Here is a 25,138-nt window from a genome sequence, read left to right as displayed (position 1 = left end):
CGAAGCTGGCGCTTTACCGCTGTACTGCGACGTCAAGATTGGACCTCGCCGGGAGCTGGCGCTTCCGACGAGGCCCTTGTTTGCAACGCGCCCGGCGGGGTGGAAATGGACGCGCTGGTATACTTTAAAAGGTGATATTAGAGCCTTGGTTCCTGCATAGGCGATCATACCTAGGGGTTTACGCGCTGCCGTCGACAGCCTCAGTGTCTGTGCGTCGGAACGTCGTTCCCCGACATTCGTTCGGCAGCATGAACCAATCGGCGGGGCGCATGAAAAGCGAAAATTCCAGTAGAGTATCCGGGCGCAGTGCGTCCGATATCGGTATTGTGACGGTGAGACTTGCCGATGCGCTGGACTCTGGGAACGTGCTGTATCTCGCGCCTGACGATGCGAGTGCTCAGGCCGTCGAGCGGGCGCTGCGATGCGCCGCGCCGGATGCCGAGGTCTTGTTCTGTCCGGGAAGCGACGCGCTGCCCGGCGACAGGGCTCCGGCGTCTCCCGCCAATGTGGGAAAGCGCGTGACGGCATTGCGCAGGCTGCGGTCGGCTCGCGGCGCGGGCAAGGCCATCGCCCTTATCAGTACCGGGGAAGCAGCGGGCTGGCTCTACCCGCCGCCTGCCGCGTTCGACGCTGCGCCGCCGGTCCTGCGCGTGGGTCAGGCGCTTGCGCTGGAGGCGTTGGCTGGGGAACTCGAAGCGGTGGGCTATGTGCAGGACGAGCGCGTGGACGAGCCGGGCGAAGTGGCGATCCGCGGGCAGGTGGCGGACATCTTCCCGGCCGACGCGGGCAATCCCTTTCGCGTCGAAGTGCAGGACGGGCAGGTGGCGCTGATCCGTCCCTATGATCCGGCGACGCAACTGACCATTGGAGACGTGGCCGAACTGGAGGTGGGGCGCGTGAACGAGCCCGAACTGGGCGATGGCGTGCCGCTGCCCGAGCATCTGCCGGATGCGAAGCTGATATTCGGGCCGGGCGCGGACAAGCGGCGGCGGCGATTCCTGGCGCTGGCGGAGGACGCCGCGTGGCGCGGGTGCAAGGACGTTATCGTTCCGCTGTGCGACGAGGGGCGATGGGCGGGCTTTTCCGCATCCGCCGAGACGTTCGAGGCGGAGAGTGCGGGTTCGCCTGCGGATCGTTTCGTCGAGAGCCGGACGCCGATGCGCGCATTTACCAAGGCTGCGCGGGCGAGTTTCGAGGCGGGTGAGGCTGTCGCGATCGTCGGCAGCGCGCGCGACTTGCGGTTCCTGAGGCGGCGCGTGGGCAAAGCGCTGAGGATGGAGATGGCGGAAGCGAAGGCGTGGAGCGAAGTGCGCCAGGCCGGCGCGGGGTCTCTGTTGTCGCTGGAGATGCCGGTCGAGCGGGGCTTCCGGGTGCCGGGGATATTCGCGGTAGCGGCGGCCGACTTGCTCGGGAGCCGGGCGGAGACAGAACCGGGCGGCACCGGGCCTGTGAACGGGGCCGATCTGTTCGGATTGGGCGACATCCGGATCGGCGATGTCGTCGTGCATGAGGAGCATGGGATCGGCGTGGTCGACGGGCTTGAGCCGCTGCCCGGTGCGGATGGCGAGTCGTCGGGCGATGCCATTGCGCTGCGCTATTCCGATAATGGCAGGCGGCTGGTGCCGGTAGCCGAGGCGGATCATGTCTGGCGCTATGGAGCGGATGAGGATGCGGTGACGCTGGACCGGCTGGACGGGTCGAGCTGGACCAAGCGGCGGGGGGCGATCGATACGGCGATAGCGGAGAGTGCGCGGGCGCTTACTGAACTGGCCGGGGAGCGGGGGAAACGATCCGCGCCGGTGCTGGACCCCGATCCGGCTTTGTACGAGCGGTTCGTTGCGGGCTTTCCCTTTACCGAGACGCACGATCAGTTGCGCGCCATCGAAGCGGTCCGCGAAGATCTGGCTTCGGGCAAGCCGATGGACCGGCTGGTGATCGGCGACGTGGGCTATGGCAAGACCGAAGTGGCGTTGCGGGCCGCCGCGCTGACGGCGCTTGGCGGCGCGCAGGTGGCGATTGCCGCGCCGACGACCGTGCTCGCGCGGCAGCATCTGGAGAGCTTTACGCGGCGTTTCGAGGGTACAGGCATCCGCGTGGCGGGGCTTTCGCGGCTCTCCAGTCCGAAGGAGAAGCGGGAGGTTGCGGCCGGGCTGGCGGACGGATCGACAGGCGTGGTCATCGGCACCGGGGCGGTGGCAGGGAAGACCGTGAGTTACCAGAATCTGGCGCTGGTGGTGATCGACGAGGAGCAGCGGTTCGGGGCTGCGGACAAGACGAAGCTGCGGGACCTCAGCGCCGGGCATGTGCTGACGCTGAGCGCGACGCCGATCCCGCGTACCTTGCAGACGGCGCTGGTCGGGCTGCAGCAGCTTTCGATCATCGCTACGCCCCCGGCGCGGCGGCAGCCGATCCGGACGGCAGTGCAGGCTTTCGATCCGCTGCTGGTGCGGACGGCCTTGCTGCGCGAGCGGAGCCGAGGCGGACAGAGCTTCGTCGTCGTGCCGCGTATCGAGGACATGGCGCCGCTAGCCGAGCAACTGGCGAAGCTGGCGCCCGAACTCACGCTGTTCCAGGCGCATGGCAAGATGCCGGGGCAGGAGATCGACACGACGATGGTGCGCTTCGGCAATGGCGAGGGCGATGTCCTGCTGGCGACGAACATCATCGAGGCGGGGCTGGACGTGCCGCGCGCGAACACGATGGTCATCTGGCGCGCGGATCGGTTCGGGCTGTCGCAGCTGCATCAGTTGCGCGGCCGGGTGGGGCGCGGGAGCCGGCGGGGTCAGGTGCTTCTGCTGACGGCTCCAGACGTGGAGATCGCGCTGCGGACGCTGGCGCGGCTGAGGACGTTGCAGGCATTCGACAGGCTTGGCGCGGGCTTTGCGATCAGTGCGCGCGATCTGGATATGCGGGGCGCGGGCGACCTGCTCGGCGAGGCGCAGGCGGGGCACATGAAGCTGATCGGCATCGATCTGTACCAGCATATGCTGGAGTCCGCCCTGCGGAAGGCGCGGGGGGAGGACGTCGATTACTGGCGCGCCGAACTCAACTTGGGGATCGAGGGGCGACTGCCCGAAGCGTGGATACCCGAAGAGGAGATACGCGTGACGCTCTATGCGCGGTTGGCGCGAGTCGATGCGCAGGGGGCGCTTGATCTATTCGAGGCGGAGCTGGAGGATCGGTTCGGGGAAGTGCCTCCGCAAGCGCAGACATTGCTGGCGATTGCGCGGGTGCGCCTGCTGGCGAGGACTGCCGGGATCAGGCGGATCGATGCGGGGCCCGCGGCGATCGCGTTGACGCCGCACGAGAGTTTTGCGGGTGACGTTGAGCGCCTTGACCTGACGGAGAAGCAGGGGCGTCTGCTGCTGGGCGAGACCATCGAAGACGCGGGCGAACGGCTTGCACGAGTCGAGGAATTGCTGCTGGAACTGTCGTGATCAGATGAGGTGCCGGGCGCGCAGAAGGGCGGCGGTGTTGGGCGCGCGACCCCGGAACGCGGCGTAGGAAACCATCGGATCGCGCTGGTCGCCCTGAGACAGGATCTCCTGGCGGAAGCGTGTGGCGAGGTCCGCATCGAAGATGTCGCCCGCTTCGATGAACGCCTCGAAAGCGTCGGCGTCGAGCACTTCGGACCAGAGATAGCTGTAATAGGCGCTGGCATAGCCGCCATCGAAGATGTGCGTGAAATAAGGGAGATCGTGCCGCAGGCCGATGGCTTCGGGCATTTCGAGCCTCGCGAGTTCGGCGTCGCGGAAGGCTTTGGGATCGCTCGCTGCGTCCTCGCCCTGATGCAGGGCAAGGTCGAGCAGGGAGCAGGACACGAGTTCGACGCCTGCAAAGCCCTGACCATATTCCTCTGCCTTGCGGAGTGCAGCGATCAGGGTGTCGGGGACGCCCATGCCAGACAGCACTTCGCGGCTGATGATCCAGTTCTCCATGAACTTGCTGGGGAATTCCACGAAGTCGCGCGCTACGGATGTGCCGGACTGGCTGGGATAGAGTACGTCCGAAAGCAGCCCGTGGAGGGCGTGGCCGAATTCGTGGAAGAGCGTGCGTGCTTCATCGACCGAGAGGCGCGTCGCGCCGAGGTCGGGCGGCGGGGCGGGCGGGAAGTTGGCGACGAGATAGACGATGGGGCGTGTGTCGCCGTCCAGCTTCTCCTGCACGCGCAGGCTGCCCATCCATGCGCCGCCATGCTTTTCCGGGCGAGCGAGGTAATCGGTGTAGAGAAGGCCGACTGGGGAACCTGATCCCGTGGCGACTTCCCATGCCCACACGTCCGGGTGATAGCCGGCTATGTCTTCGCGGCGCGTGAACGTCAGATCGTAGAGGCGGCTTGTGGTGGCGAAGGCGGCGCTGAGGACGTCGTCGAGGCGGAGGTGCGAGCGGATCGCGCTGCCGTCCATGGCATAGCGGTCCCGCCGCACGCGCTCGGCGTAGAAGCGCCAGTCCCATGGGGCCAGGGTGAACGTCTCGCCATCCTCTTGGATCAGCGCCTGGAGTTCGGCGGCTTCCTCGTGCGCGCGTTTCTTGGCGGGTTCCCACAATTGATCGAGCAGGGCTTTGGCTGCGGCGGGCGTGCGGGCCATGCTGTCTTCGAGAGCGTAAGCGCCGTAGTCGGAGTAGCCGAGCAGGCGGGCGCGTTCGTGGCGGAGTGACAGCGTTTCCGCGATGACGGGCCAGTTGTCATGTGGGCCGCCATCGCATCGTGACGTGAAGGCACGCCAGAGGCGTTCGCGCAGGTCGCGCCGTGCGGAGAAGGTCAGGAAGGCCTCAAAATCTCCGCGGCCGAGCGAGAAACTGTAGCGGTCTGGCGTGCCCGGCACCTTGGCGGAGGCACGCATCGCTTCGGGCAGGCCGTCGAGGTCTTCGGGGCCAAGGTCCAGCGTCCAGTCGGCAGTGGCGGCGAGGACATTCTGGCCGAACTGGATCGAGAGTTGGGCAAGACGCGCATCGATGTACGCGAAGCGGGTCTTGGCTTCGCCCTCCAGCGCCGCTCCGCCCCGGAGGAAGCCGGCATGGCTGGTCTCGATAAGTCGCAGTTGCGGGCCGGTGAGGTTCAGGTCGTGCCGCGCTTCGTGGACGGCAGCGATGCGGTTGAACAGTGTGGCGTCGTGGCTGATCGCTGTGCCGTGGGCGCTCATCAGGGACGACATATCGCCTTCTATGGCGCGGATGGCATCGGTGGCCTGTGCCGAGGAGACGGTCCAGAACAGGCGGCGGACGCGGGCGAGCGCCTCGCCGGAGCGTTCCAGCGCTTCGATCGTGTTCGCGAAGTCGGGGGGCTCGGGATTGTCGCGGATGTGCGCGATCTCTCCTTCGTGGAGAGCGATGGCGGCCTTCAGCGCGGGCAGGAAATCTTCCGGGCGTAGTTCTGCGAATGGCGGTGGGCCCAGCGGTCCGTTCCAGGGCCGGAGCAGGGGATTGTCAGTCAATGGACTGCACCTCATCCGTGTGGACCTGAAACGAGACCAGCCGCGTGGGGCCGAAGGCTGTCGTCAGCGCCGTATCGGTCGCATCGCGGCCACGCGCCATCAGGATACGGCCGATGCGCGGGCGGTTATGGCGCGCGTCGTAGGTGTACCAGCCATTGTCGATATAGACGTCGAACCAGGCGCTGAAATCCATCGGCGCATCGACGGGCGGAATGCCGATATCGCCGAGATATCCGGTGCAATAGCGCGCGGGGATGTTCATGCAGCGGCACAGGGTTATGGCGAGATGAGCGAAGTCGCGGCAGACGCCCTGCTGCTCCTGATAGGCGTTCCACGCAGTCTTGTCCGAACGGGCGTGATGATAGCCGAACTCGATATGGTTGTGGACGAATTGGACGATCGATTCGACGCGATCGCGGGCGGAAGTAAGATTACCGAATTGCGACCATGCGACATCCATCAGCCGGTCGGTCTCGCAATACCGGCTGCCCAGAAGGAAAGTGAGGATGTCGTCCGGCAGCGCTTCGACGGGCATTTGCAGGCCGTCGGGCGCGCGTTCGTCGACGAGGCCGCTGTCCTCCACGACGAAATCGGCCGACAAAGTGACGCCGCCGCTCGGGATCGTCAGCCGAGTGCAGATGTTGCCGAAAATATCCTCGTAATTGTAGATCGGAACGTCAGGCAGGGTTTCCTGCCGCTGCGGCGTCTTCAGGTCCTTGTGTCGCGATGGATGGAGGCTGAGCATCGCCAACAACGGCGTCGGCAGATCGGTTTCGAAGCGAATTTCATATCCTGCGCGAATGAGCATATTCATTGGCTCCCGGTGGTGGCGAAGCGGCTGTTGATGGCCCCGTGCGTGGGGTGAGACAGAAGGTCGCTGCCCGCCATGCGGACAGTGATGTCGATGCTCATGTCCAGGAAACTGGCGGGAAAGCCCGACCACGTGCCCGATAACGGAATTGCCTGATACGGATCGCGCGCAACCGCGACGCGGATCAGGCCGCGATTGCCGACGATGCCGTTGGTCGGATCGAACTCCACCCAGCCGGAGCCGGGCAGGAAAATGCGCACCCAGGCATGGGTGTTGCCGCCGCCCACCCGACCCTCCGATGCCGATGGATTATAGACATAGCCGGAGACGAAGCGCGCCGCGAAGCCAAGGGCGCGCACCGCTTCGATCATCAGCACCGCGAAGTCGCGGCAGGTGCCCTGGCGCGCGGCGAGCGTTTCTATCGGCGTCTGCGTGCCTTTTTCCTGACGCGGGACGTAAGTGAAGTCGCGCTTGATGCTGGTCGCCATCTCGGTGAGCAAGCCCACCGTGTCGGTCGGCCCGTCATCATTGACGAAGTTGCGCGCCCAGTTATCGACGATACGCGTCGGATCATGATGCTGACGCTCGATGGAGCGGAGCAGGTCGGGCATGTCTTCGGAGGAATAGGTGAAGGGAAAGAGGCGCGCATAATCCTCGACATCCACTTGCCCCTGCGCGAGCGGCGCGTGATCCAGCGTGAACTGGCTGGTCACCTTGAGCAATTTGGCGCGACGATCGAACAGGGCGATGGCGACGGAATTGCCGAACACGTCATGAAGCCAGCGCAACTCGCGCGGTTCGGGCTGGATTTCGAGCTTGGCTTCGATAAGCTTCTGGTCGAAACTTTCGCGCGGCCGCATCATGATCCGATGCTCACCAAAGGAAACAGGTTGCCGGTAGCTATATTCCGTGACGTGTTTGATGGTCAGCAGGGGCATGGAGTGCTGTCTTGATGCGCATAACTGACGAAAACGGCGAACTGCTTGGTCATTACGACTCCGAACCGGCGAAACTGTTGAACGCGGGGGGCCGTTCCCCGTTCCTTCTGCTGGGGGATCATGCCGGAAATGCGATCCCCCGCAAACTGGGAAATCTAGGCGTGTCGGAGGCGGATCGCCAGAGGCACATCGCCTGGGACATCGGCGTGCGCGAGATCGGGGAGCGGCTGGCGGCCCGGCTGGATGCGGCATTCGTGCATCAGAGCTACTCGCGGCTCGTCGTCGATTGCAATCGTGATCCGGTTTCCGCCGAGGCGATTGTCGAGGTTTCCGATGGAACGGTCGTGCCTCGCAATGCGCTGCTGGATGCGCGGGCGCGAGAGGAGCGGATCGGTGCGATTCATGCGCCATATCATCGGGCTATCGCGAAGGTGCTGGAAGACCGGACGGCGCTGGGGCGGGAAACGATCCTGATATCGTTGCACAGCTTTACGCCGTCGATGGACGGGCAGTCGCGGCCATGGGAAATCGGGGTGTTGTATAGCGAGGGCGACACGATATTCGCGCGGGCGTTGCTTCAGGCGCTCGACCAGGCGGTGGATGGGCCGGTCGGGGACAATCAGCCCTACCAGATGGATTCGACGGATTACACTGTGCCGCTCCACGCCTTTGCAGCACGGCTGCCTTATGCCGAACTGGAGATGCGGCAGGATCTTGTCGGTGATGTGGAGGGCCAGGCGCTGTGGAGCGATCGCCTTGTGCAGGCACTGGATGTTGCTCGATTAAAAGCAAAACTTGCATGACTGGCTAATCTCCATCGTATAGGTAGAGATAAGAACGTGACTGGTCGGTACGTTCGGGCTCCCATGCCCCGATAGACCCGCGGCTTTTGATAGGGATGCAGCTTGCTCCGCGTTACCAACGGCTAAAGCGCACGGTGCCCGGGCGACCACGCCAGGGATCGTGTTCCCCCTTCAACCATGGGGATGAAACGATGCGCTCTCACTATTCTTCTGCCTGACCGCAGGCGCGCCGAAGTCACATGTGGGATCCTCCCACTAGCTGTTTTGCCAAATCTCCGCGTCGATCGCGGGAAAGGATATACCATGCCTGTCGAACCACGCCGTCCTGCACAGCCCTTCCGCACGCCCTCCGCATCCACATTGCAGGCCGCGGCCGCAATTTTCGGAAGTGCGATCATCAACAACGATAGCCGCTTCCGGGTGACTGGCCCGCAACCGGGGCAACGCAAATAGACATACGAGGGCTTATCGGGGCGGTGGTGTTTAGATGGGAACGGAAACGGCCGTAAACCGTCTCCGTACCATGATCATGGACATCACCGCTCTTGGCCTGATGGACGAGGAAGATATCGAACTCGACCTTGCAGCGCTTACCCTCAGTGCGGCGGATCATGACGGCGTCGATATACGTCGTTATGTGGACCTGCTGAGCGAGATCGGCACGGCTGTCGCCGATGCTGGCGAAAACGCGCGCAATTCCGATGAGCAGAGCGAAGCGCTGGCCGATGTGTTCGCGCGCAGGTTCGGGTTCAGCGGCGACGCCGAAACCTATGATGCGCCGCTCAACGCCGACATGATCCGCGTGCTCGACAGACGGCGGGGATTGCCGATCAGCCTGTCCATTCTCTATGTGGCGGCGGCCCGGCGCATAGGATGGACGGCACAGGCGCTCAATACGCCGGGGCATGTGCTCGTCAGCGTCGGCGCATCGCCCGCGACCTTGATCGACCCATTCAGCAATGGGAAAGTCGTCACGCATCAGCAGTTGCTTGTGCTCCTCGCGCATGCCCTCGGGCCGACTTCAGGCGTTCAGCCGCATCATGTCGCGCCGATGTCCAACCGCGCTGTGCTGGTGCGGTTGCTGCTCAATCAGGCATCGCGCGCGGAACAGGAGGGCGACACTGCGCGCGCCACGACCCTGTATCAGCGGATGACGCGTGTCGCGCCGGAAAACGGGCACGGCTGGTGGGAGCTTGCCCGCCTTCAGTTGGTGGCGCGGGATGTCGACGGCGCGCGCCGGAGCCTGAGCGCGATGCTGGAAATCACGCGCGATCCCGAACGGCGCGAGCATGTTTCCGCGGCGCTGGAGGCGATCTCCCCGCGCTGATGCTGCGGAACCCTCGGGCGGGTCATGCGCTGTTGCGTGACATGGCAACGAGGTAGCGAAACATGGGCAAGACGATCATCGGCACCTTTCCGACACGCCGCGAGGTGGAGATCGCCGTCGAGCATCTGGTGCAGGATTACGGGCTGGAGCGGAGCGACATCTTCATCGAGCCGGCCTCCAGCCAGAACAGCGCAGGCGACAGCGTGACCGGCGCGGATGCCGAAAGCGGGCACCCTGGCACGGACGCCGACGCGGAGGGTGCGGCCTATAATGGTGCGCTGAATGTCTCGGTCGATGTGAACGAAGATGAGGATGCGGCAGTGGACAAGGCGTTCCGGGATGCCGGGGCGACTGAAGTCACCGTGCGCTAGACGCTCAGGAGATCGGCATGACCACCGAAAGCATGATTCACGAAGACGCTCTTCCGGGACATGAATCCGAACTGGAGCCCAAGCCCGACTGGACCCCGCGCTATCCGGGGTCCGGGCGGCTGAAGGACAAGGTGGCGCTGATCACCGGGGCCGACAGCGGCATCGGCAGGGCCGTCGCGGCGCTGTTCGCGCGGGAGGGGGCGGATGTCGCCATCCTGTACCTGTGCGAGCATGATGACGCGAAAAAGACGGCGGAGATCGTGGAGGGCGAGGGGCGTTCGGCGCTGACGATCGCGGGAGATGTTGGCGATGCGGCGTTCTGCAAGGATGCCGTCGCCAAGGTGATCGAGCGCTTCGGGCGGCTGGACGTGCTGGTCAACAATGCGGGCGAACAGCATCCGGACAAGGATATTCGCGACATCACCGAAGAGCAGTTGCGGCGGACGTTTCAGACCAACATTTTCGGCATGTTCTTCATGACGCAGGCTGCGCGCGCGCATCTGAAGAGCGGGGCGGCGATCGTGAACTGCACCAGCGTCACCATGTATCAGGGGTCGAAGGAATTGCTGGATTACTCCAGCACCAAGGGCGCGATAACCGCCTTTACGCGCAGCCTGTCGGAAAATCTGATCGAGGATGGCATCCGCGTGAATGCCGTCGCGCCGGGGCCGATCTGGACACCGCTCAATCCGATGGGCGGCGCGACGCCGGAGAAGCTGGAGCATTTCGGCGAGAGCACGCCGATGGGCCGGCCGGGGCAACCGAACGAGGTCGCGCCGAGCTTCCTGTTCCTGGCCTGCGACGATGCCAGCTATATGTCTGGGCAGGTCCTGCATCCCAATGGCGGCACTATCGTCAATGGCTGACGCACCGACCCGGCTTGCCCGCTGGCCCGAACGTCTTTGGATCGTGCGGCACGGGCAAAGCGCGGGCAATGTGGCGCGCGACGCCGCCGACGAGGCGAAGCTCGACCGCATCGGGCTTGAGGGGCGCGACGTCGATGTGCCGCTGAGCGCGCTGGGCGAGGAGCAGGCGCGGGCGCTGGGGCACTGGTTCGCGCAGGGCGAGGAAGGTGCGCGGCCGGACATCATCCTGACGTCGCCCTATTTGCGGGCGATGCAGACGGCCAATTTGTTCCGGGATGCAGGCGGGGCGGCCTCCGATGTCTCGATCTGCCTGGACGAGCGGCTGCGGGAAAAGGAATTCGGGATACTGGATGGGCTGACGACGCGGGGCATCGGCAAGACCTTCCCCGATCAGGCGGAGTTCCGGAAGCTGCTCGGCAAATTCTATCATCGGCCGCCGGGCGGCGAAAGCTGGTGCGACGTCATTTTCCGCCTGCGCGCCGTGATGGACACGATATCGCTGCATTATGCGGACCGCCGGGTGCTGATCGTCGCGCACCAGGTCGTGGTGCTGTGCATGCGCTATGTCATCGAGAATATGAACGAGCAGCAGATCCTGGGCATCGACAAGCAGGCCGATGTGGCCAATTGCGCCATCACCGAATATGAGTTCGACGCCAGTGTCGGACGGGCCGGAGGGTTGAAGCTGACGCGATACAATGTGACTGCGCCGATGGAGAAGGAGGATGCGCCGGTCACGCGTGAGCCTGAACCCATAGTGGCCTCTCGCGGATGACGCAGACGATCGACCGGGACTGGCTTGCCTCGCATCCGCTGCCCTCTCATGGTCCCGGAACCGACAAAAACAGCCGCGGACGGGTCCTGATCGCCGGCGGCGCGGAGTTCGTGCCCGGAGCGTTGCGGCTGACCGGGGAGGCCGCCTTGCGGGCAGGCGCGGGCAAGTTGCAGATGGCGACGGTGCGATCGGTGGCCATGGCGCTGGGCGTGCTGGTCCCCGAAGCTGCCATGATCGCTCTTCCCGGTGATGACGATGGCGAGATCGCCGCCAGCGCCAGCGAGACATTGATTGAGTCGCTTGGCCGTTGCGACACGATGATCTTCGGGCCGGGCATGGGTCGTGGCGACACCGTTTCTGCCTTGCTGCGCGCGCTTCTGGAGGAGCCGCATACGGAGCGGGCGATAGTGCTGGACGCGGCGGCGATCGCCGGGGCCGCGGGGCTCGCCGAGCTGACGGCAAGGCATCAGGGCCGCGTTGTGATGACGCCGCATTTTGGGGAAATGTCGGCTCTGACCGGCCGCGATGTCGAAGAAATCGAGGCTGATCCTGAAGGGATCGCGCGGCAGGTGGCGCAGGACTATGGCGGGCTGGTGGTGCTGAAAAGCTCCGCGACCGTCATCGTGACACCGGATGGCGCGAGCCTGGGTTACTCCAGCGATTGCACGGGGCTGGCGACGGGCGGGTCCGGTGACGTTCTTGCAGGCGTGATCGGCGGTCTGATGGCGCGGGGCGCGGAGCCGCTGGTTGCAGCGGCATGGGGCGTATGGCTGCATGGCGAAGCGGGCCTGCGCGTCGAAAAGACGATCGGGCCGATGGGCTTCCTTGCGCGCGATCTGCTGATCGAGATACCGCGACTCATGGCGGAATAGCCCGTCACGCCGAAGCGCGACGGGCCGAGGATCAGGCGGATACCAGGTTTACGGCGTGCGGCGTAGCGGGGGGAAGTCCCTCGCTCTTGGCCTGCGCCTTGAGTTCCGTTTTCCGTGCCGCCATCTGCTCGCCAAGTGCGACAAGATCGACGTCGGTCTTGCGACATTGCGCGAACATGCCTTCGGAGGGCATTTCTTCCTCGTGTACGTGATGCTTGATCTCTTCGGAGAGCACCTTGACCTTGGCGTCATAGAAATCATCGTCCGGAGAGCCGGCTTCGATGTCGTTGATCAGGATCTTCGCGCCATCATGTTCGACATAGGCTTCGTCCAGCGTGTCGTCCTCGATCTTGCCGCGGAAAGCGGGATAGAAGATCTCCTCCTCGATCATCGTATGGATCTTGAGTTCGGTGCAGATCTCGTGTGCGATGCTTTGCTTCTTGGCGTTGGCCTTGGTCTCTTCGAACTTTTCGAAAAGCTCTTCGACAGCGCGGTGATCTGCTTTCAGCAGTGCGATTGCGTCTTTGTACTGGGGGTCGGCCATAGTCGTGCTCCTCGGCAGTTTCCTTGTAGAAGCCTGCAAAGGCACTGGATGTTCCTTGCTAACGACTCGCAACGAAATTGATGCGCGTTAGCCTTAAACTTCTGGTGGAGTGGAACGGTAAGGCTCACGTTTCATCCGCCAGCGCTTGGGAAGCAGTTTCTCGGAGAGCAACAGTCCCAGCGTCAGGACGCAGGCGCACAGCAGCAGGCGGAATTGGCCCAGGCCCGCGACGATGCCCGCTGCGGCAGCCATCCAAAGATTGGCGGCGGTCGTAAGGTTCCGGACGTCGCCGCGGTGGACGAAGATGAGCCCCGCCGCAATGAAGCCGATGGCCTGTGCGATGCCCTGGATGACGCGCAACGGGTCCGCTCTTGATCCCTCGTCCTTGGTCGCTTCGTAAACCAGCAACGAGGAAATGGTGATCAAAGCGGAGCTGAGCGCGACGAGCGCATGGGTCCGCAAGCCAGCATCGCGGCCACGCAGTTCCCGGTCCAGTCCGAGTACAAGCCCTACCAGGGTTGCCGCGCCGAGGCGCAGCGCGAGAACATTCCAGTCATTCGTAACCAGCATCGTGTTTCGCACGGCCGATCAGGGGGAGGCGTACAAGATGGTGCCCGCCTCCCCCTGATCGTACCGCTCAGTAGTTTCCGGGGGGATCGCTGGCGGGGAAGCTTTCGTCCACCTGCTGATCGACGGTGTCCCAGTCGTCATTGGCTATGCCGTTCTGTTCTTCGGGACCGGCATTGCGCACGACGCCGGAAGAACCCGTTGGGCCACGGTCGTCCTTCGTCCGGGCCTGAGCGGCTTGCGTATAGCTGTTATAGGCAAATACGCCGAGGCCGGTCAAAAGCCCCAGCTTGATCAATCCTCGCATTGCAATCTCCTCTCGATCATGTGGTGATCTGTTCCGTCAGTTAAGGAACGTGCGCGTGCGGACCCCGTTCCACCGGAAGTCCAAGAAAGCTGAGATCACGCTAATGGAGGATAAGAAGGAGGGGCCTCAAAGCGGGTAATCAAAATCAACTTTGCTTGCCTTTCAACGACGTGCCCCCAATGCCCAGCGCAGGGAGCGGGCGAGCAGGAATGTCGAGCCGCGTATGGCGACCTTGCCAATGCCGGGGCCGGGAAGCCGATGCTGCTTCCGTGCCCAGTCGGGGAGAAGATCGACGGCGGCCTGCATGACGACTTCCTGCACGGGCATGGCGGTAAGGGTTGTGCCGGGAGGACTCAGGATGAGCCGGGCGACTTCTCGCGTGCGTGCGTCGCCCCGCAGTTCCGGCCTGAACTGCGTCATCAGCGCTTCCGCCTGCGCCCGCGTTTCGGGCACAGGGTCGGCGTCGAGTGCGTGGGCGATGACGGCGAACTCTTCGAAGTAGGCGTCCTGATCGGCGCGGCTCATGCCGGGTTCGGCGTAGCGCCGCCATGCGTCGAGGAAACACATGGCTTCGCAGACATGGACCCAGGCGAGAAGATGCGGGTCGTCGGCCCGATAGGTGCTGCCGTCCGGCAAAGTGCCGGAGACACGCGCATGGACAGCACGTACCCGGTCGATCGCGCGCCATGCGACGGCCTCGTCCGCATAGGTCGTCTCCGCGATGAACCGCGCCGTCCTGCGCAGGCGCCCCAGCATGTCGGTGCGGAAGTTCGAGTGGTCCCATATGCCTGCCAGCGCGGCGGGATACAGCATCTGGAGCAGGAGCGCTGCGATGCCGCCGACCATCATCGTGGTGACGTCGCCATGAACCCGCCAGATGACCGAGGAGGGCCGATACAGCGCCTGCGCCGATCGCTGCACGGGTTGCTCACCCCGCCTGTTGTCGTTGAAGACGGCGCGGACCTGTGATGCCAGCACCTGGCGCAGCGGGGACAAAGGGCTGGTGAGAGGACTTGGCATTATCTGCGGGAAATCTGCATCATTGGGCTGCACGGGATCAGTACGCGTCGGAAGGATTGGTTCCGGTATTCTTGAGGTGGCTCCCGATCAGCCAAAGGATTTTCCTTCTTTGGTATTAGGAGCCATTGCGTCAGCTGTAAGGGGACGCGTAAATAGCAGACGAATAGCCTATCGCCCTGATGTCGCAGCGTTAAGGGTCGTCAGCGGGGATATGATGGTTCAAAAAAGCGTAGCCGACACTGAGTTCGAAGCTTTACTCCAGTATATTCAGCAAAGCCGGGGAATGGATTTCCGCGGGTACAAGCGCACCAGCCTGAAGCGCCGGATCGCGCTTCGCATGGAGGCGGTGAGCGTTGAGAGCTTCGGCCAGTATCAGGCTATTCTCGAAGCCGACCCCAGCGAGTTCGAAAACTTGCTGAACACCGTTCTGATAAACGTGACGTCGTTCTTCCGCGATCCTGAGGCATGGGAGGTTCTGAAGGACGAAGTGCTCCCCGCGATCATCGCCCGATGCGAGGGTGATCTTCCTATACGGATATGGAGCGTCGGCTGCGCTTCGGGCGCGGAGCCTTATTCGATAGCCATGCTTCTGGCCGAGCAGCTAGGCGCTGCGGACTTCTGCAGGCGCGTGAAGGTGTATGCCACGGACCTTGATGAAGAGGCGCTGCGGGCGGCGCGGCTTGCGACGTATCTGCCGCGCGAGGTCGATAATGTGCCGGCGCCGTTTCTGGAGAAATATTTCGAGCGGACGAACAACCATTATGTGTTCGAGCGGGAGCTGCGCAAATGCGTGATCTTCGGCCGTCACAACATCGTGCGGGATGCGCCGATATCCCGAATCGACTTGCTGTTGTGTCGCAATCTGCTGATCTATCTGGAGGCGGAGACGCAGGCCATCGTGCTGCCGCGGCTGCATTATGCGCTGAATCCGGAAGGCTGCCTGTTTCTGGGCAAGGCGGAGACGCAACTCGCCCGTTCGCCGCTTTTCCGGCCTGTGGACATGAAGCACCGCATCTTCACGAAGGTTCGCCAAGGCGCGCGGCGGCATATTACCGGCCGCTTCGGCGCAAGCCGGGACGCAAGGGTCGACACGCACATCCCTTCCGCGGCGTTGCTGGAAGCTGCGCTCGACCAGGCGGGCACGGCCATGCTGGCGGTCGATGAAGATGGCGCCGTCGCGTTGGCCAACCTGTCCGCCCGCGAGCTTCTGGGTGTCGGCCCGGCAGATATCGGGCGGCCTTTTCTGGATCTCCCCATTTCCTACCGTCCGATGGAGCTGCGCGGACCGATCGAGGAGGTGTTTCGCACCCGCCGCAGCATAAAGGTGGAAGATCAGGAATATCGCCTCAGCCAGAGCGAGGTGCTGCAACTCACCATCGATGCAAAGCCGCTTCAGCGACCGGACGGCACCGTACACGCTGTCCTGCTTTGCTTCACCGACACCACTGCGGTCCATATGCTGCATCGCGAGCTGGAGGCGGCGCAGGAAAATCTCGAAAATTCGATCGAGGAACTTCAGTCGGCGAACGAGGAACTCGAAACGACGAACGAGGAGTTGCAATCAACGAACGAGGAGCTGGAGACGACCAACGAGGAACTCCAGTCCACCAATGAAGAACTCGAAACGCTGAACGAAGAGGCGCGGTCCAGCAACGAGGAGATGGAATCGATCAACGAGGAGCTTCGCCGGCAGGCCGAACAGGCCGTCAACTTCCGCCTCTACCTCGAAGCCGTGCTGCGCAGCATGGACGGCGGCATCATCGTCCTGGACGAGGGGCGGAAGATTCGCAGCTGGAACCGCTGGAGTGAGAGAACCTGGGGACTGCGCAAGGAAGAGGTGCTTGGCACCAGCATCGAGAGCCTGGAAATCGGCATTCCGATCGACGGTCTTTTCGAGGGGCTTGGAGAAGTGGAGACGCACAGCATCGATCAGGTCGAACAGGTTCTGGAGGGCGTGGATCGGCGCGGCCGCCCCATCAAGTGCCGCGTGATTATTTCCGGCTTGGTGTCGGAAAATGGCGTCAACCTGGGATCGGTATTGCTCTTTCAGAAACTCCGCGATGAAAAGCTCGCCGAGCCGGTGGCCTGATCTGCGCCGAATGGGGAGGCCGCGGCCAGCGGCCTCAGGCCTCTCCGTCAGCCATCGGCTTGTTCAAGGTCGAGATAGCGTCGTCGAGCACGCGGATCATGTGACCGGCTTCTTCCGCTGCATTGGTCCACCGCGCCTCTGCATGGGATAATTTCCGCGCGCGGGCGCTCTCCCGCATCTGGTCGAAAAGTTTCAGCCTGTCCCGGTGCGTGCGCACGGCTATCGACAGAGCGCGTTCCAGCTCTTCGCTCTGGGCGGCCGCCAGGCCCAGCGGCGTGAACGCATGGCCTATCTGGCAGCGGAACCGGATTTCATCCTGCACATCGATCTGGTTGAGGACGCCTCCACAATCGGGACAGGAAATATGGCTCGGGCTTCCGGGTGTGGTGACGTCCTGATCCATGACAGCAAAGTCCTGCGCGGCTATTTTATCCTCGATCGTATACTCCGGCGGCAGCGGCAGATCAGGGCCTGCCGGCTGTCCGACAAGTACGCTCAAGAGGCCGGGTATTTCCGTCAAGGGCACCGAATAATCGACATGATCACGCGAAAGCGCGTTGCGGGGCATGGAGGGCCATTCCGCGTCCTCCGGGTCCTGTACGACGGAAATCCCGCCTGCAGCCTTGATGGCGATCAGCCCTTCCGTTCCGTCGTCCAGCAAGCCGGTAAGCACCACGCCGACCGCCCGCGCGCCATAGGCAAGCGCGGCCGAGCGGAACAGGGCGTTTGCCGCTGGCCGCGTCCGGTTCTCGTGCGGGCCCCGCCGCATGAGGATGCGTCCGGGCCGGACGAGAATGTGGTGATCGGGCGAGCCCACATAAATGCGTCCCGGTTCGATGGGATCGCCATCGCGCGGCGAACTTGCAGGCAAGGGCCCCGCGCGGTTAAGCAATTCGGCCAGCACGCTGCGAGCGGAGGGCGCGATATGCTGCGCAACGCATATGGCTCCGGCGAAATCGCGCGGCAACCGGGCACAAAGCCGCTGTAAGGCGTCGACTCCTCCTGCAGAAGAGCCGATAACGATGATCTTGGACGGTTCCATTACGTACCTGATATGGCTGAAGAATCAGTATCGTATCAACATAAGTGGGTAACTGCTGCGAATCGGCGGGTTCTCATTCGTTGTATGAGAGATGGTGGCAATTGGATGACAACGTGAATCATAACGCCTCAACTCCCTACAGCGAACTTCGGCTCATTGACGAGAATGAGCAACTACGGATGCAGTTGGAGTCCGCTCTCGAAGATAACGCACGCATTTCCGAGGATCGTGACCGGCTTCTTGGCCGTACGGTCGTATTGGCAAGGGAGCTTCAAGCAGCAACAAGGGCATTGAGCTCTCATCCTGCCGGAGATGCCGATCGGGAAGTCGGCGGCGAATCCCGGAGTGAGACCGAAGAGGAACTGCGGGTAGCCTTCGAGGAACTGCAGGCGCTTACCGAGGATCTCGAGCAGGCCAACAGCAGTCTCCAGCTATTCAATACACAGCTTGAGGAGCGGGTCGCCGCCCGCACGCGGGAAATCGCCGACGCCAATGCCACGCTCCGCCGCAGCGAGACTGCGTTGCAGGCGGTGGCGAACGTGGTTCCCGATCTCCTGTGGCGAACCGACACGATAGGATATATGAACTGGGCGAACCGGCGATGGAGCGACCTGACGGGCCGAAACGTCGATGAGATACTCGGCGCGGGATGGCTGTCGGTTCTGCATGAGGATGACCGGGAGGCAGCAGCGGCAGCATTTGCTCGCGCTCGCGCTGAAGGGTCAGCCTTTCAGCAGGAGCATCGGTTGCTTGATAAAAACGGTCGAGCCCGCTGGTTCCTGGCGAGGATCGAGCCCATGCACGACGATCGTGGGCAGATCGTGCAGTGGTTCGGGGCGGCCATGGATATGCACGATCAGCGTGTCAGTCTGGAAGCCCTGCAACAGAGCGAAGCGCGTTTGAGCACCCTGATCGGTGGCATGCCGCAACTCGTCTGGCGATCGGCGGATAGGGGGCGGTGGACGTGGTCGAGCCGGCAGTGGCAAGCAACGACCGCGCAGAGCCTGGAACAGAGCCTGGAGGAAGGATGGCTGGTGGCCTTCCATCCGGACGACAGGGCCATCGCCATGGCAGCGTGGGCAAATTCTGCGGATAGCGGAAAGCTGGCGTTCGAAGGCCGCATTTTCTCTCAAGCCGAGGGACGATATCGCTATTTTCAAACGCGAGCGCTGCCGGTGCGGGACGAGCAGGGCGCTGTCCTGGAATGGCTTGGTACCTCGACCGACATCGACGACCTCGTCAGCCTGCAGAATGAACAGACAGTGCTGGTGTCCGAACTGCAGCACCGCACCCGCAACCTGATGGCCGTGATGCAGGCGGTAATCACCAAGACGCTAAAAAGTTCAGCCAATTTCAAGGACTTCACTGTCCGCATCGGCGACCGGATGCAGGCGCTGGCGCGCGTTCAGGGCCTGTTGTCCAACCGCGCGGCCGGGACGCGGATCGCCTTCGACAAATTGCTGAAAGAGGAACTTTCGGCCCATGCCTCGCTCGACGACAATGGCAATGCCGCCCAGATCACGCTTTCCGGCCAGGAAGGCATCTTGCTGCGATCCTCTACAATCCAGACGTTCGCGCTCGCCCTCCACGAACTTGCCACCAACGCCGTGAAATATGGAGCGCTGTCGTCACCCGATGGCCATCTGTGCGTCAATTGGGATGTGGTGGATGCGGACAAGGGCGACCCCCGGCTTGCGGTTCACTGGCGGGAGACGGGAGTAGCGAACGTGCCGTTCGAAGATAACGGCGCGTCGGCGCGGTTTGGCTACGGCCGGGAACTCATCGAGCGCGCGCTGCCGTATCAGCTTGGCGCGCATACCACCTACCGATTCAGGGAGAATGGGCTGGAGTGCAGCATAGAAGTCAGAGTGCCCGATCTCTCATCGACCAACGGGGACTGGAGCAGGAGCCAAGTCTCGCAATCGACACACTGACTTCGCCGAGGCGTTATTCGCCTGTCTGATCGTTGCCAGCCGGACTGCCGCTCGCCTCATTGCCGTTTGCATTTGGCGGCACTTGGCCACTGCCACTCACCGGAACGGGCGCCTGACTGGGAGCAGAAGGCGCCTCGTCGCCCACCACGACCGCAGAACCGTTGGTGGCTGCGTTCTGCGTGCCCGACGTTTCGGAGTTGCAGCCCTGCATGCAAAGCATTGCGAAGGCGACTGCTCCGGTGGCGAAGACATTACGTGTCATAGCAATCCTGCCTTTCGACGCTGCCCTGAAGCAGCGTCGAGATTTGCCGCTCGCGGATAGGCTCAGGCTACCTGTGCCTGCGCCGTCGCCGTGCTGCTTGACGGAGCCGCATATTTGCTCTGCGCGATGCTGGTTTTCTCCGGCTTGCCTAGCGTAGGCGCAAGACGCCGATAGGTCGCGAGCGCCTGACCGACCACCTGATCCATATTATAGTAACGGTAGGTGGCGAGGCGTCCGACGAACGTCACGTCCTGCTGCGCCAGCGCCAGCGCCTCGTAGCGTTTGAACAGCGCCTGGTTCTCTTCGCGCGGGATCGGATAATAAGGGTCGCCCTCTGCGGCCGGATACTCGAAGGTTATACTTGTCCTGCCGTGTTCCTGGCCCGTGAGATGCTTGTATTCGGTGATGCGCGTATAGGGAACGTCCTGCGAGGGATAGTTCACTACTGCGACGTCCTGAAGCCATGGCTGATCCAGCGTCTCATGCTTGAACTGGAGCGAGCGGTAGGGAAGCTTGCCGTAGCGATAGCCGAAATACTCGTCGATCGGCCCGGTGAAGACCAGATGATCGTGAGGATAGGCCGCACGCGCCTCGGTGTAGTCTACGCCCAGCAGCAGGTCGATATTGGGATGATCGAGCATGTTCTCGAACATCCGCGTATAGCCATCCAGCGGCATCGCCTGGAACTTGTCGCCGAAATAGCGGTCGTCCAGGTTCGTCCGCGTAGGCACCCGTGATGTCACCGACTTGTCCAGTTCCGACGGGTCGAGGCCCCACTGCTTGCGGGTATAGCCCTGGAAGAACTTCTCGTAGAGATCGCGGCCGACGGCCGAGATCACGACATCGGCGGACGTGCGGACGACATCGACAGGCTCAGCCCTGCCGGCGAGGAAGGCCGCGGCGTCTTCGTCCGTCTGGAGGTCGAGCCCGTACAGCATGTTCAACGTCTTGCGGTTGATCGGCATCGGTACCTGCATGCCGTCCACTTCGGCAAGGACGCGATGTTCGTAGGGCCGCCATTTGGTGAAGCGAGACAGATAGGCGAAGATATCTTCCGAGTTGGTGTGGAAGATATGCGGGCCATATTGATGGATCAGGACCCCGGCGTCGTCGAGCTTGTCGAAGGCATTGCCGGCGACATGCGGACGGCGGTCGACCACGAGCACCTTCTTGCCCGATTGCGACGCCAGCCGTTCCGCCATCACCGCTCCGGCGAAGCCTGCACCGACGACCATCACGTCGTACTTGCGCGGCTGGTGCCGGGGCCATTTGGTGGGGGAAACGATCGGCTGCACCGATGCGCTGCGATCGACGATGTTGGTGATCATGCCGGACATGCGCGCGAAAACATTGTCCCAGCTGTTCTGCTGGAGCATTTCATCGACTTGCGGGCGCCAGCTTTCGACATCTTCGGCTTGTTGCAGAGCCTCTTCGCAGGCCCGAACGAAGGCTTCCGCACCGTCGGCGATATGCACGGCCGCAACTTCGCCATAGTGGCGCACGACATCGGTGATGGGCGTGGAGACCACAGGGCGGCCTGCCGCGAGATATTCCGGCGTCTTGGTAGGGCTGATGAAGCGCGTCGCCTCGTTGATGGCGAAGGGCATCAGGGCTACGTCCCAGGTGCGCAGATATTCGGGAAGCTCGTCATAGCTTTTCCCGCCGAGGAAGTGGAGGTTCGACCGCTGCGGCAGGTCATCATGGCTGATCTTTACGACAGGTCCCACGATCACCAGCGACCAGTCCGGCCGCGCATCGGCCACCCGAGCGAGTAGATCGAGGTCCATCCGCTCATCCACTACCCCGTAGAAGCCCAGGCGCGGTCCGTGGATGTGCTGCATGTCGGCGGGTTCCGCGGCGGACTTCCGGGCGGCAGCGAAGTGCGCGACATCGACGCTTGAAGGGAAGGGGTGGATATTGGGGTGCCGCTGGCGCTTGGCTTCATAGAGGCTGTAGCCGCCCGTGAACACGATATCGGCGTCGCGGAACAGGCGCTGCTCGAGCGAGAGCAGTTCAGGCGGCGCGTTCTTGAAGCCCGCCAGTTCGTCCATACAGTCATAGACTACGCAGTCGGCGGCGATATGATCGGAGAACGGCAGCATCATCGGCGTGTAGTACCAGCGCACCAGCGGCTCGGCTGCGTTGGCGACCACGCTGTCCAGCAAGCCCTTCAGAATGCGGTTCTCGGTAGACGTGTCCTCACGCGAGGGCAGGTACGGCGTGAGAACGAGGACGCCCGTTCGCGGGCATGTTTCCTGCTGTAGCCGGGGAGCCTGCAGGCCGTCCTGGTAAATAGGTTCTTCCCAGAACATCACGCGCCCGCCGCGGGCAAATCGGCTCATCAGATGTTGGGGACGTTGAAAGACGAAGTTCCATCGCAAATGGCTGAAGCATACGATGTTCAAACTACTGATATTGGCACTTACGCTTGCGCTGCTTGCAACCAGATCCGAGGCCGACTTCTCCATTGGAACACCTTGCTGTTGGATTAACAGCTGTTCAACCGCTTGAGATAACTCGTGTTCCGCCTCTTCATCTTCAAAGCGGAAGCAAATTAACATCCGTTAGCAAGCCCTTGGGAGCGCAGATCTACCGAAATCGCCACCTTGGATGCAGGCTCATTGCTCATGAGTAACGAAGAGGCGCTGTCATGGATGTGTTGGAACTTTGGGGCGGACATGAGTGTACGATCAATCGGGTAGGCGATAAATATTCGGATCAGTCGCAGCTCAGCGGACATGGCGAACGTATCGAAGATCTGGACCTGTTCGCCGGTCTTGGCCTCTCCGCGATCCGCTATCCCATATTGTGGGAAAAGGTCGCTGCCGACAGTCCGGACGTGCTGGACTGGCAATGGACCGATCAGCGGATGGTGAGGCTCCGAGACTTGAATATCCGTGTGATCGGCGGTTTGGTTCACCATGGCAGCGGGCCCGGCTACACCAATTTGATGGATGACGGCTTTGCGGGGGGGCTGGCAAGCTATGCGGGCAAGGTGGCGGCGCGCTATCCGTGGGTCGAGGACTGGACGCCCGTCAATGAGCCGCTGACGACCGCGCGGTTCTCAGGGCTATATGGCCACTGGTATCCGCATCATAAAAGTGAGGAGTCACTCTGGCGGGCGTTGCTCAATCAGATCGACGGCGTGCGCCTGTCGATGCAGGCCATCCGCCGCGTGAACCCGAATGCACGGCTCATCCAGACCGAGGATCTGGGCCGCACCTTCGCTACGGCTTCGCTGCGTGAGCAGGCCGGGTTTGAAAATCTCCGCCGATGGATGACCTGGGATCTCCTATGCGGACAAGTGACCAGGGCGCATCCGATGTGGCATCGTATCACGCGCTTCGGCTTCGGCGACCGATTGCAGCGCATGGCGGACGAGCCGGTGCCGCCGCAGATCATCGGCGTGAACCACTATGTCACCAGCGAACGCTTCCTGGATCACCGCGTACAGCGTTACCCGCCCCACACGCGGGGCGGAAATGGCGAGGTCGCTTATTCGGATATCGAGGGTGTCCGCGTCCTCGATCCCGCGCCGCCGGGGCTGGCGGGCGTGCTCAAGGAAGCGTGGAGCAGATACCGCATCCCCCTTGCCGTCACGGAAGTCCACAACGGATGTACGCGCGACGAACAGATGCGCTGGATGGCAGAGGCATGGGATACTGCGGGCCGATTGCGCGACGAGGGCGTGGATGTGCGGGCAGTCACAAGCTGGTCGCTCCTGGGCAGCAAGGGCTGGAACACGCTGCTGACTGCGCCCGGCGTGTACGAACCCGGCGCTTTCGACGTGAGTGGTGGCGCACCACGCGCAACCGCCATGGTGCCGCTCCTGCGCGGATTGGCGGCCGGGGCCCCGCGTCATCCGGCACTGGATGGATCGGGCTGGTGGCGGCGGCCGATCCGGCTGGAATATCCCAGCGTTGCCCGACCAGCACCGCTCGATGAGCATAGATTGGCCGCTGCCTCGGAGGGGCAGTCCGATCGAGCGCCTCTGCTGATTTGCGGCGCTACAGGTACCCTCGGCCGGGCCTTTGCGCGCACATGCGAGCATCGCGACATCGCCTATGTGCTGACGAGCCGCCAAGATCTCGACCTCCAGAATGCCACCAGCATCGGGCGCGCGCTGGAAGCACATCAACCCTGGGCCGTCGTCAATGCGGCAGGGTGGGTGAGAGTGGACGATGCTCAAAGCGACCCCGATGGCTGTTTCAATGCTAACACGCACGGCGCGCGGCTGCTGGCGCAGAGTTGCGCGAGGCGCGGCATCCAGACGCTGAATTTCTCCAGCGATCTTGTGTTCGACGGGCAGGCGGGGCGGCCTTATATCGAGACGGATGTGCCCACGCCGCTGGGCATATACGGGCAGAGCAAGGCCAGGGCGGAAGCGGAAATCCTGGCGCTGGAGGGATCACATCTCATCGTTCGCACGGCAGCCTTCTTCTCGCCATTCGACGCCTACAACTTTGCGGTCGCAACGGTCCGCGCGCTGGAAGCAGGGACGTTGTTCCATGCCGCCGACGATAGCCATGTTTCGCCGACTTATGTTCCCGACCTTGTCGATAGTGCGCTCGACCTGCTGATCGACGGGGCAGAAGGGATATGGCATCTCACCAATGGCGAAACGCTATCCTGGGCAGAGTTCGCCCGAAAGGTGGCGAGGGCCACAGGATGTAATCCGTCGCTTGTTCGCGGCGTTCCGGGAGACGCACTTGGCTGGCAGGCGCCCCGTCCAGCTTTTGCGGGGCTCGCGAGCGTCAAAGGGGGCATGTTGCGGCCGCTCGATAGCGCGATCGATCGCTTTGCAGCAGGGCTTGAACGGCACAGGCTGATGGCGGCTGCCTGACCGCAACTGTCAACGGGGCGGCGTTTTCAACCTTCCGCTTTTGGCAATGAGGTCAGCGCTGAGTTGCCTGAGAAGCTGCGAGCGTTCGACAAGAAGTTTAAGGCTGGCTCGCGTATAATCGGTGTCAGCCTTGCGCTGCGCGAAAGCCTCCTGATCGTCGGGCATGACAATCCCCTGTCAGCGAGCGGAGTAAGGCACTCCAGCCGCCGACGCTCGGGCAATGATGTCGGCGATAGGCATTCATACGCTTATCGAACGGGCGCCCATTTGATCTATGATAAATTGTGCAAATGAAAGACTGTCATCGGTCCTGAAGGCGTTTGCAGCCACGG

General features: G+C 63.0%; 21 protein-coding genes. 11 read left to right on the top strand and 10 right to left on the bottom strand.

Annotated elements, in window-relative coordinates; translation table 11 throughout:
* Nucleotides 1–269 precede the first annotated feature (269 nt).
* A complete protein-coding gene (locus QHC67_RS10555; RefSeq protein ID WP_319294069.1) occupies nt 270–3,437 on the top strand; it encodes a helicase-related protein in 3,168 nt (1,055 codons plus the stop codon).
* Here QHC67_RS10555 and QHC67_RS10550 read toward each other — a convergent pair whose 3' ends face one another.
* Genes QHC67_RS10550 through QHC67_RS10540 form a run of 3 tightly spaced genes read right to left on the bottom strand, consistent with a single transcriptional unit; the run spans nt 3,438 to nt 7,184 of the window.
* Complete coding sequence (locus QHC67_RS10550) at nt 3,438–5,435, bottom strand: M3 family metallopeptidase (protein ID WP_319294067.1); 1,998 nt, start codon at nt 5,433–5,435, stop codon at nt 3,438–3,440. It abuts the gene before it with no gap.
* Nucleotides 5,428–6,243 (bottom strand): transglutaminase family protein, encoded by an 816-nt coding sequence (locus QHC67_RS10545; protein WP_319294105.1) that lies wholly within the window; start codon nt 6,241–6,243, stop codon nt 5,428–5,430. The genes QHC67_RS10550 and QHC67_RS10545 overlap by 8 nt, the downstream gene beginning before the upstream one ends.
* A 2-nt stretch (nt 6,244–6,245) precedes the next feature.
* Nucleotides 6,246–7,184, bottom strand: a complete 939-nt coding sequence (locus QHC67_RS10540; RefSeq protein ID WP_319294065.1) for a transglutaminase family protein — start codon at nt 7,182–7,184, stop codon at nt 6,246–6,248.
* Between the two features lie 14 nt (nt 7,185–7,198).
* On the opposite strand from QHC67_RS10540, the gene QHC67_RS10535 reads away from it, so the two are divergent.
* The 7 genes from QHC67_RS10535 (at nt 7,199) to QHC67_RS10505 (ending at nt 12,198) form a co-directional block, all read left to right on the top strand.
* Nucleotides 7,199–7,987, top strand: a complete 789-nt coding sequence (locus QHC67_RS10535) for an N-formylglutamate amidohydrolase (protein ID WP_319294103.1) — start codon at nt 7,199–7,201, stop codon at nt 7,985–7,987.
* A 303-nt stretch (nt 7,988–8,290) separates the two neighbouring features.
* Nucleotides 8,291–8,440 carry a hypothetical protein gene (locus QHC67_RS10530; RefSeq protein ID WP_319294063.1) on the top strand — a complete coding sequence of 50 codons (150 nt, stop codon included), beginning with the start codon at nt 8,291–8,293 and terminating at the stop codon, nt 8,438–8,440.
* Between the two features lie 34 nt (nt 8,441–8,474).
* Complete coding sequence (locus tag QHC67_RS10525; protein ID WP_319294062.1) at nt 8,475–9,314, top strand: transglutaminase-like domain-containing protein; 840 nt, start codon at nt 8,475–8,477, stop codon at nt 9,312–9,314.
* A 62-nt stretch (nt 9,315–9,376) separates the two neighbouring features.
* Nucleotides 9,377–9,685 (top strand): hypothetical protein, encoded by a 309-nt coding sequence (locus QHC67_RS10520; RefSeq protein WP_319294060.1) that lies wholly within the window; start codon nt 9,377–9,379, stop codon nt 9,683–9,685.
* 17 nt (nt 9,686–9,702) lie between these two features.
* A complete protein-coding gene (locus QHC67_RS10515; protein WP_319294058.1) occupies nt 9,703–10,551 on the top strand; it encodes an SDR family oxidoreductase in 849 nt (282 codons plus the stop codon).
* The gene (locus QHC67_RS10510) at nt 10,544–11,326 is read left to right on the top strand and encodes a histidine phosphatase family protein (RefSeq protein WP_319294056.1); all 783 of its coding nucleotides are present in this window, start codon (nt 10,544–10,546) and stop codon (nt 11,324–11,326) included. Before QHC67_RS10515 ends, QHC67_RS10510 begins: the two co-directional genes overlap by 8 nt.
* Complete coding sequence (locus tag QHC67_RS10505) at nt 11,323–12,198, top strand: NAD(P)H-hydrate dehydratase (protein ID WP_319294054.1); 876 nt, start codon at nt 11,323–11,325, stop codon at nt 12,196–12,198. The genes QHC67_RS10510 and QHC67_RS10505 overlap by 4 nt, the downstream gene beginning before the upstream one ends.
* Nucleotides 12,199–12,229: 31 nt before the next feature.
* On the opposite strand, the gene QHC67_RS10500 is transcribed toward QHC67_RS10505, so the two are convergent.
* From QHC67_RS10500 to QHC67_RS10485, 4 genes are all read right to left on the bottom strand, one after another.
* Nucleotides 12,230–12,742, bottom strand: coding sequence for a hemerythrin domain-containing protein (locus QHC67_RS10500; protein ID WP_319294052.1), 513 nt, complete (start codon nt 12,740–12,742; stop codon nt 12,230–12,232).
* A 93-nt stretch (nt 12,743–12,835) separates the two neighbouring features.
* The gene (locus QHC67_RS10495) at nt 12,836–13,312 is read right to left on the bottom strand and encodes an MgtC/SapB family protein (RefSeq protein WP_319294050.1); all 477 of its coding nucleotides are present in this window, start codon (nt 13,310–13,312) and stop codon (nt 12,836–12,838) included.
* A gap of 67 nt (nt 13,313–13,379) precedes the next feature.
* Nucleotides 13,380–13,616: a hypothetical protein gene (locus QHC67_RS10490; RefSeq protein WP_319294048.1), complete on the bottom strand. Its 237-nt coding sequence runs from the start codon at nt 13,614–13,616 to the stop codon at nt 13,380–13,382.
* A gap of 162 nt (nt 13,617–13,778) precedes the next feature.
* Nucleotides 13,779–14,636 carry an oxygenase MpaB family protein gene (locus QHC67_RS10485; RefSeq protein ID WP_319294047.1) on the bottom strand — a complete coding sequence of 286 codons (858 nt, stop codon included), beginning with the start codon at nt 14,634–14,636 and terminating at the stop codon, nt 13,779–13,781.
* A gap of 211 nt (nt 14,637–14,847) precedes the next feature.
* On the opposite strand from QHC67_RS10485, the gene QHC67_RS10480 reads away from it, so the two are divergent.
* Nucleotides 14,848–16,725: a CheR family methyltransferase gene (locus QHC67_RS10480; RefSeq protein WP_319294046.1), complete on the top strand. Its 1,878-nt coding sequence runs from the start codon at nt 14,848–14,850 to the stop codon at nt 16,723–16,725.
* Between the two features lie 34 nt (nt 16,726–16,759).
* Here QHC67_RS10480 and QHC67_RS10475 read toward each other — a convergent pair whose 3' ends face one another.
* Complete coding sequence (locus QHC67_RS10475; RefSeq protein ID WP_319294044.1) at nt 16,760–17,767, bottom strand: chemotaxis protein CheB; 1,008 nt, start codon at nt 17,765–17,767, stop codon at nt 16,760–16,762.
* 290 nt (nt 17,768–18,057) lie between these two features.
* Between QHC67_RS10475 and QHC67_RS10470 the strand changes: the two genes are divergently transcribed.
* Nucleotides 18,058–19,701 (top strand): sensor histidine kinase, encoded by a 1,644-nt coding sequence (locus tag QHC67_RS10470; protein WP_319294042.1) that lies wholly within the window; start codon nt 18,058–18,060, stop codon nt 19,699–19,701.
* A gap of 13 nt (nt 19,702–19,714) precedes the next feature.
* Here QHC67_RS10470 and QHC67_RS10465 read toward each other — a convergent pair whose 3' ends face one another.
* Both QHC67_RS10465 and glf read right to left on the bottom strand, forming a co-directional pair.
* Nucleotides 19,715–19,963, bottom strand: a complete 249-nt coding sequence (locus tag QHC67_RS10465) for a hypothetical protein (protein WP_319294040.1) — start codon at nt 19,961–19,963, stop codon at nt 19,715–19,717.
* Between the two features lie 62 nt (nt 19,964–20,025).
* Nucleotides 20,026–22,305, bottom strand: coding sequence for a UDP-galactopyranose mutase (gene glf, locus QHC67_RS10460; RefSeq protein WP_319294038.1), 2,280 nt, complete (start codon nt 22,303–22,305; stop codon nt 20,026–20,028).
* Between the two features lie 308 nt (nt 22,306–22,613).
* Between glf and QHC67_RS10455 the strand changes: the two genes are divergently transcribed.
* A complete protein-coding gene (locus QHC67_RS10455; RefSeq protein WP_319294036.1) occupies nt 22,614–24,806 on the top strand; it encodes a sugar nucleotide-binding protein in 2,193 nt (730 codons plus the stop codon).
* The last annotated feature ends 332 nt before the right edge of the window (nt 24,807–25,138 follow it).

The organism is Sphingobium sp. (assembly GCF_033795625.1).
In the GTDB taxonomy this organism is placed as follows: domain Bacteria; phylum Pseudomonadota; class Alphaproteobacteria; order Sphingomonadales; family Sphingomonadaceae; genus Sphingobium.
Note: the sequence above shows the minus strand (reverse complement) of the source record. Positions and strands in the feature narration are given on the sequence as shown.

What these genes read in the sequence shown, in the direction of transcription:
- QHC67_RS10510 (WP_319294056.1), top strand. Translation starts at nt 10,544, where the DNA reads ATGGCTGACGCACCGACCCGGCTTGCCCGCTGGCCCGAACGTCTTTGG.
- QHC67_RS10485 (WP_319294047.1), bottom strand. Translation starts at nt 14,636, where the DNA reads ATGCCAAGTCCTCTCACCAGCCCTTTGTCCCCGCTGCGCCAGGTGCTG.
- QHC67_RS10490 (WP_319294048.1), bottom strand. Translation starts at nt 13,616, where the DNA reads ATGCGAGGATTGATCAAGCTGGGGCTTTTGACCGGCCTCGGCGTATTT.
- QHC67_RS10520 (WP_319294060.1), top strand. Translation starts at nt 9,377, where the DNA reads ATGGGCAAGACGATCATCGGCACCTTTCCGACACGCCGCGAGGTGGAG.
- glf (WP_319294038.1), bottom strand. Translation starts at nt 22,305, where the DNA reads ATGAGCCGATTTGCCCGCGGCGGGCGCGTGATGTTCTGGGAAGAACCT.
- QHC67_RS10455 (WP_319294036.1), top strand. Translation starts at nt 22,614, where the DNA reads ATGGATGTGTTGGAACTTTGGGGCGGACATGAGTGTACGATCAATCGG.
- QHC67_RS10535 (WP_319294103.1), top strand. Translation starts at nt 7,199, where the DNA reads ATGCGCATAACTGACGAAAACGGCGAACTGCTTGGTCATTACGACTCC.
- QHC67_RS10465 (WP_319294040.1), bottom strand. Translation starts at nt 19,963, where the DNA reads ATGACACGTAATGTCTTCGCCACCGGAGCAGTCGCCTTCGCAATGCTT.
- QHC67_RS10555 (WP_319294069.1), top strand. Translation starts at nt 270, where the DNA reads ATGAAAAGCGAAAATTCCAGTAGAGTATCCGGGCGCAGTGCGTCCGAT.
- QHC67_RS10515 (WP_319294058.1), top strand. Translation starts at nt 9,703, where the DNA reads ATGACCACCGAAAGCATGATTCACGAAGACGCTCTTCCGGGACATGAA.
- QHC67_RS10530 (WP_319294063.1), top strand. Translation starts at nt 8,291, where the DNA reads ATGCCTGTCGAACCACGCCGTCCTGCACAGCCCTTCCGCACGCCCTCC.
- QHC67_RS10525 (WP_319294062.1), top strand. Translation starts at nt 8,475, where the DNA reads ATGGGAACGGAAACGGCCGTAAACCGTCTCCGTACCATGATCATGGAC.
- QHC67_RS10505 (WP_319294054.1), top strand. Translation starts at nt 11,323, where the DNA reads ATGACGCAGACGATCGACCGGGACTGGCTTGCCTCGCATCCGCTGCCC.
- QHC67_RS10540 (WP_319294065.1), bottom strand. Translation starts at nt 7,184, where the DNA reads ATGCCCCTGCTGACCATCAAACACGTCACGGAATATAGCTACCGGCAA.
- QHC67_RS10545 (WP_319294105.1), bottom strand. Translation starts at nt 6,243, where the DNA reads ATGCTCATTCGCGCAGGATATGAAATTCGCTTCGAAACCGATCTGCCG.
- QHC67_RS10480 (WP_319294046.1), top strand. Translation starts at nt 14,848, where the DNA reads ATGATGGTTCAAAAAAGCGTAGCCGACACTGAGTTCGAAGCTTTACTC.
- QHC67_RS10475 (WP_319294044.1), bottom strand. Translation starts at nt 17,767, where the DNA reads ATGGAACCGTCCAAGATCATCGTTATCGGCTCTTCTGCAGGAGGAGTC.
- QHC67_RS10495 (WP_319294050.1), bottom strand. Translation starts at nt 13,312, where the DNA reads ATGCTGGTTACGAATGACTGGAATGTTCTCGCGCTGCGCCTCGGCGCG.
- QHC67_RS10500 (WP_319294052.1), bottom strand. Translation starts at nt 12,742, where the DNA reads ATGGCCGACCCCCAGTACAAAGACGCAATCGCACTGCTGAAAGCAGAT.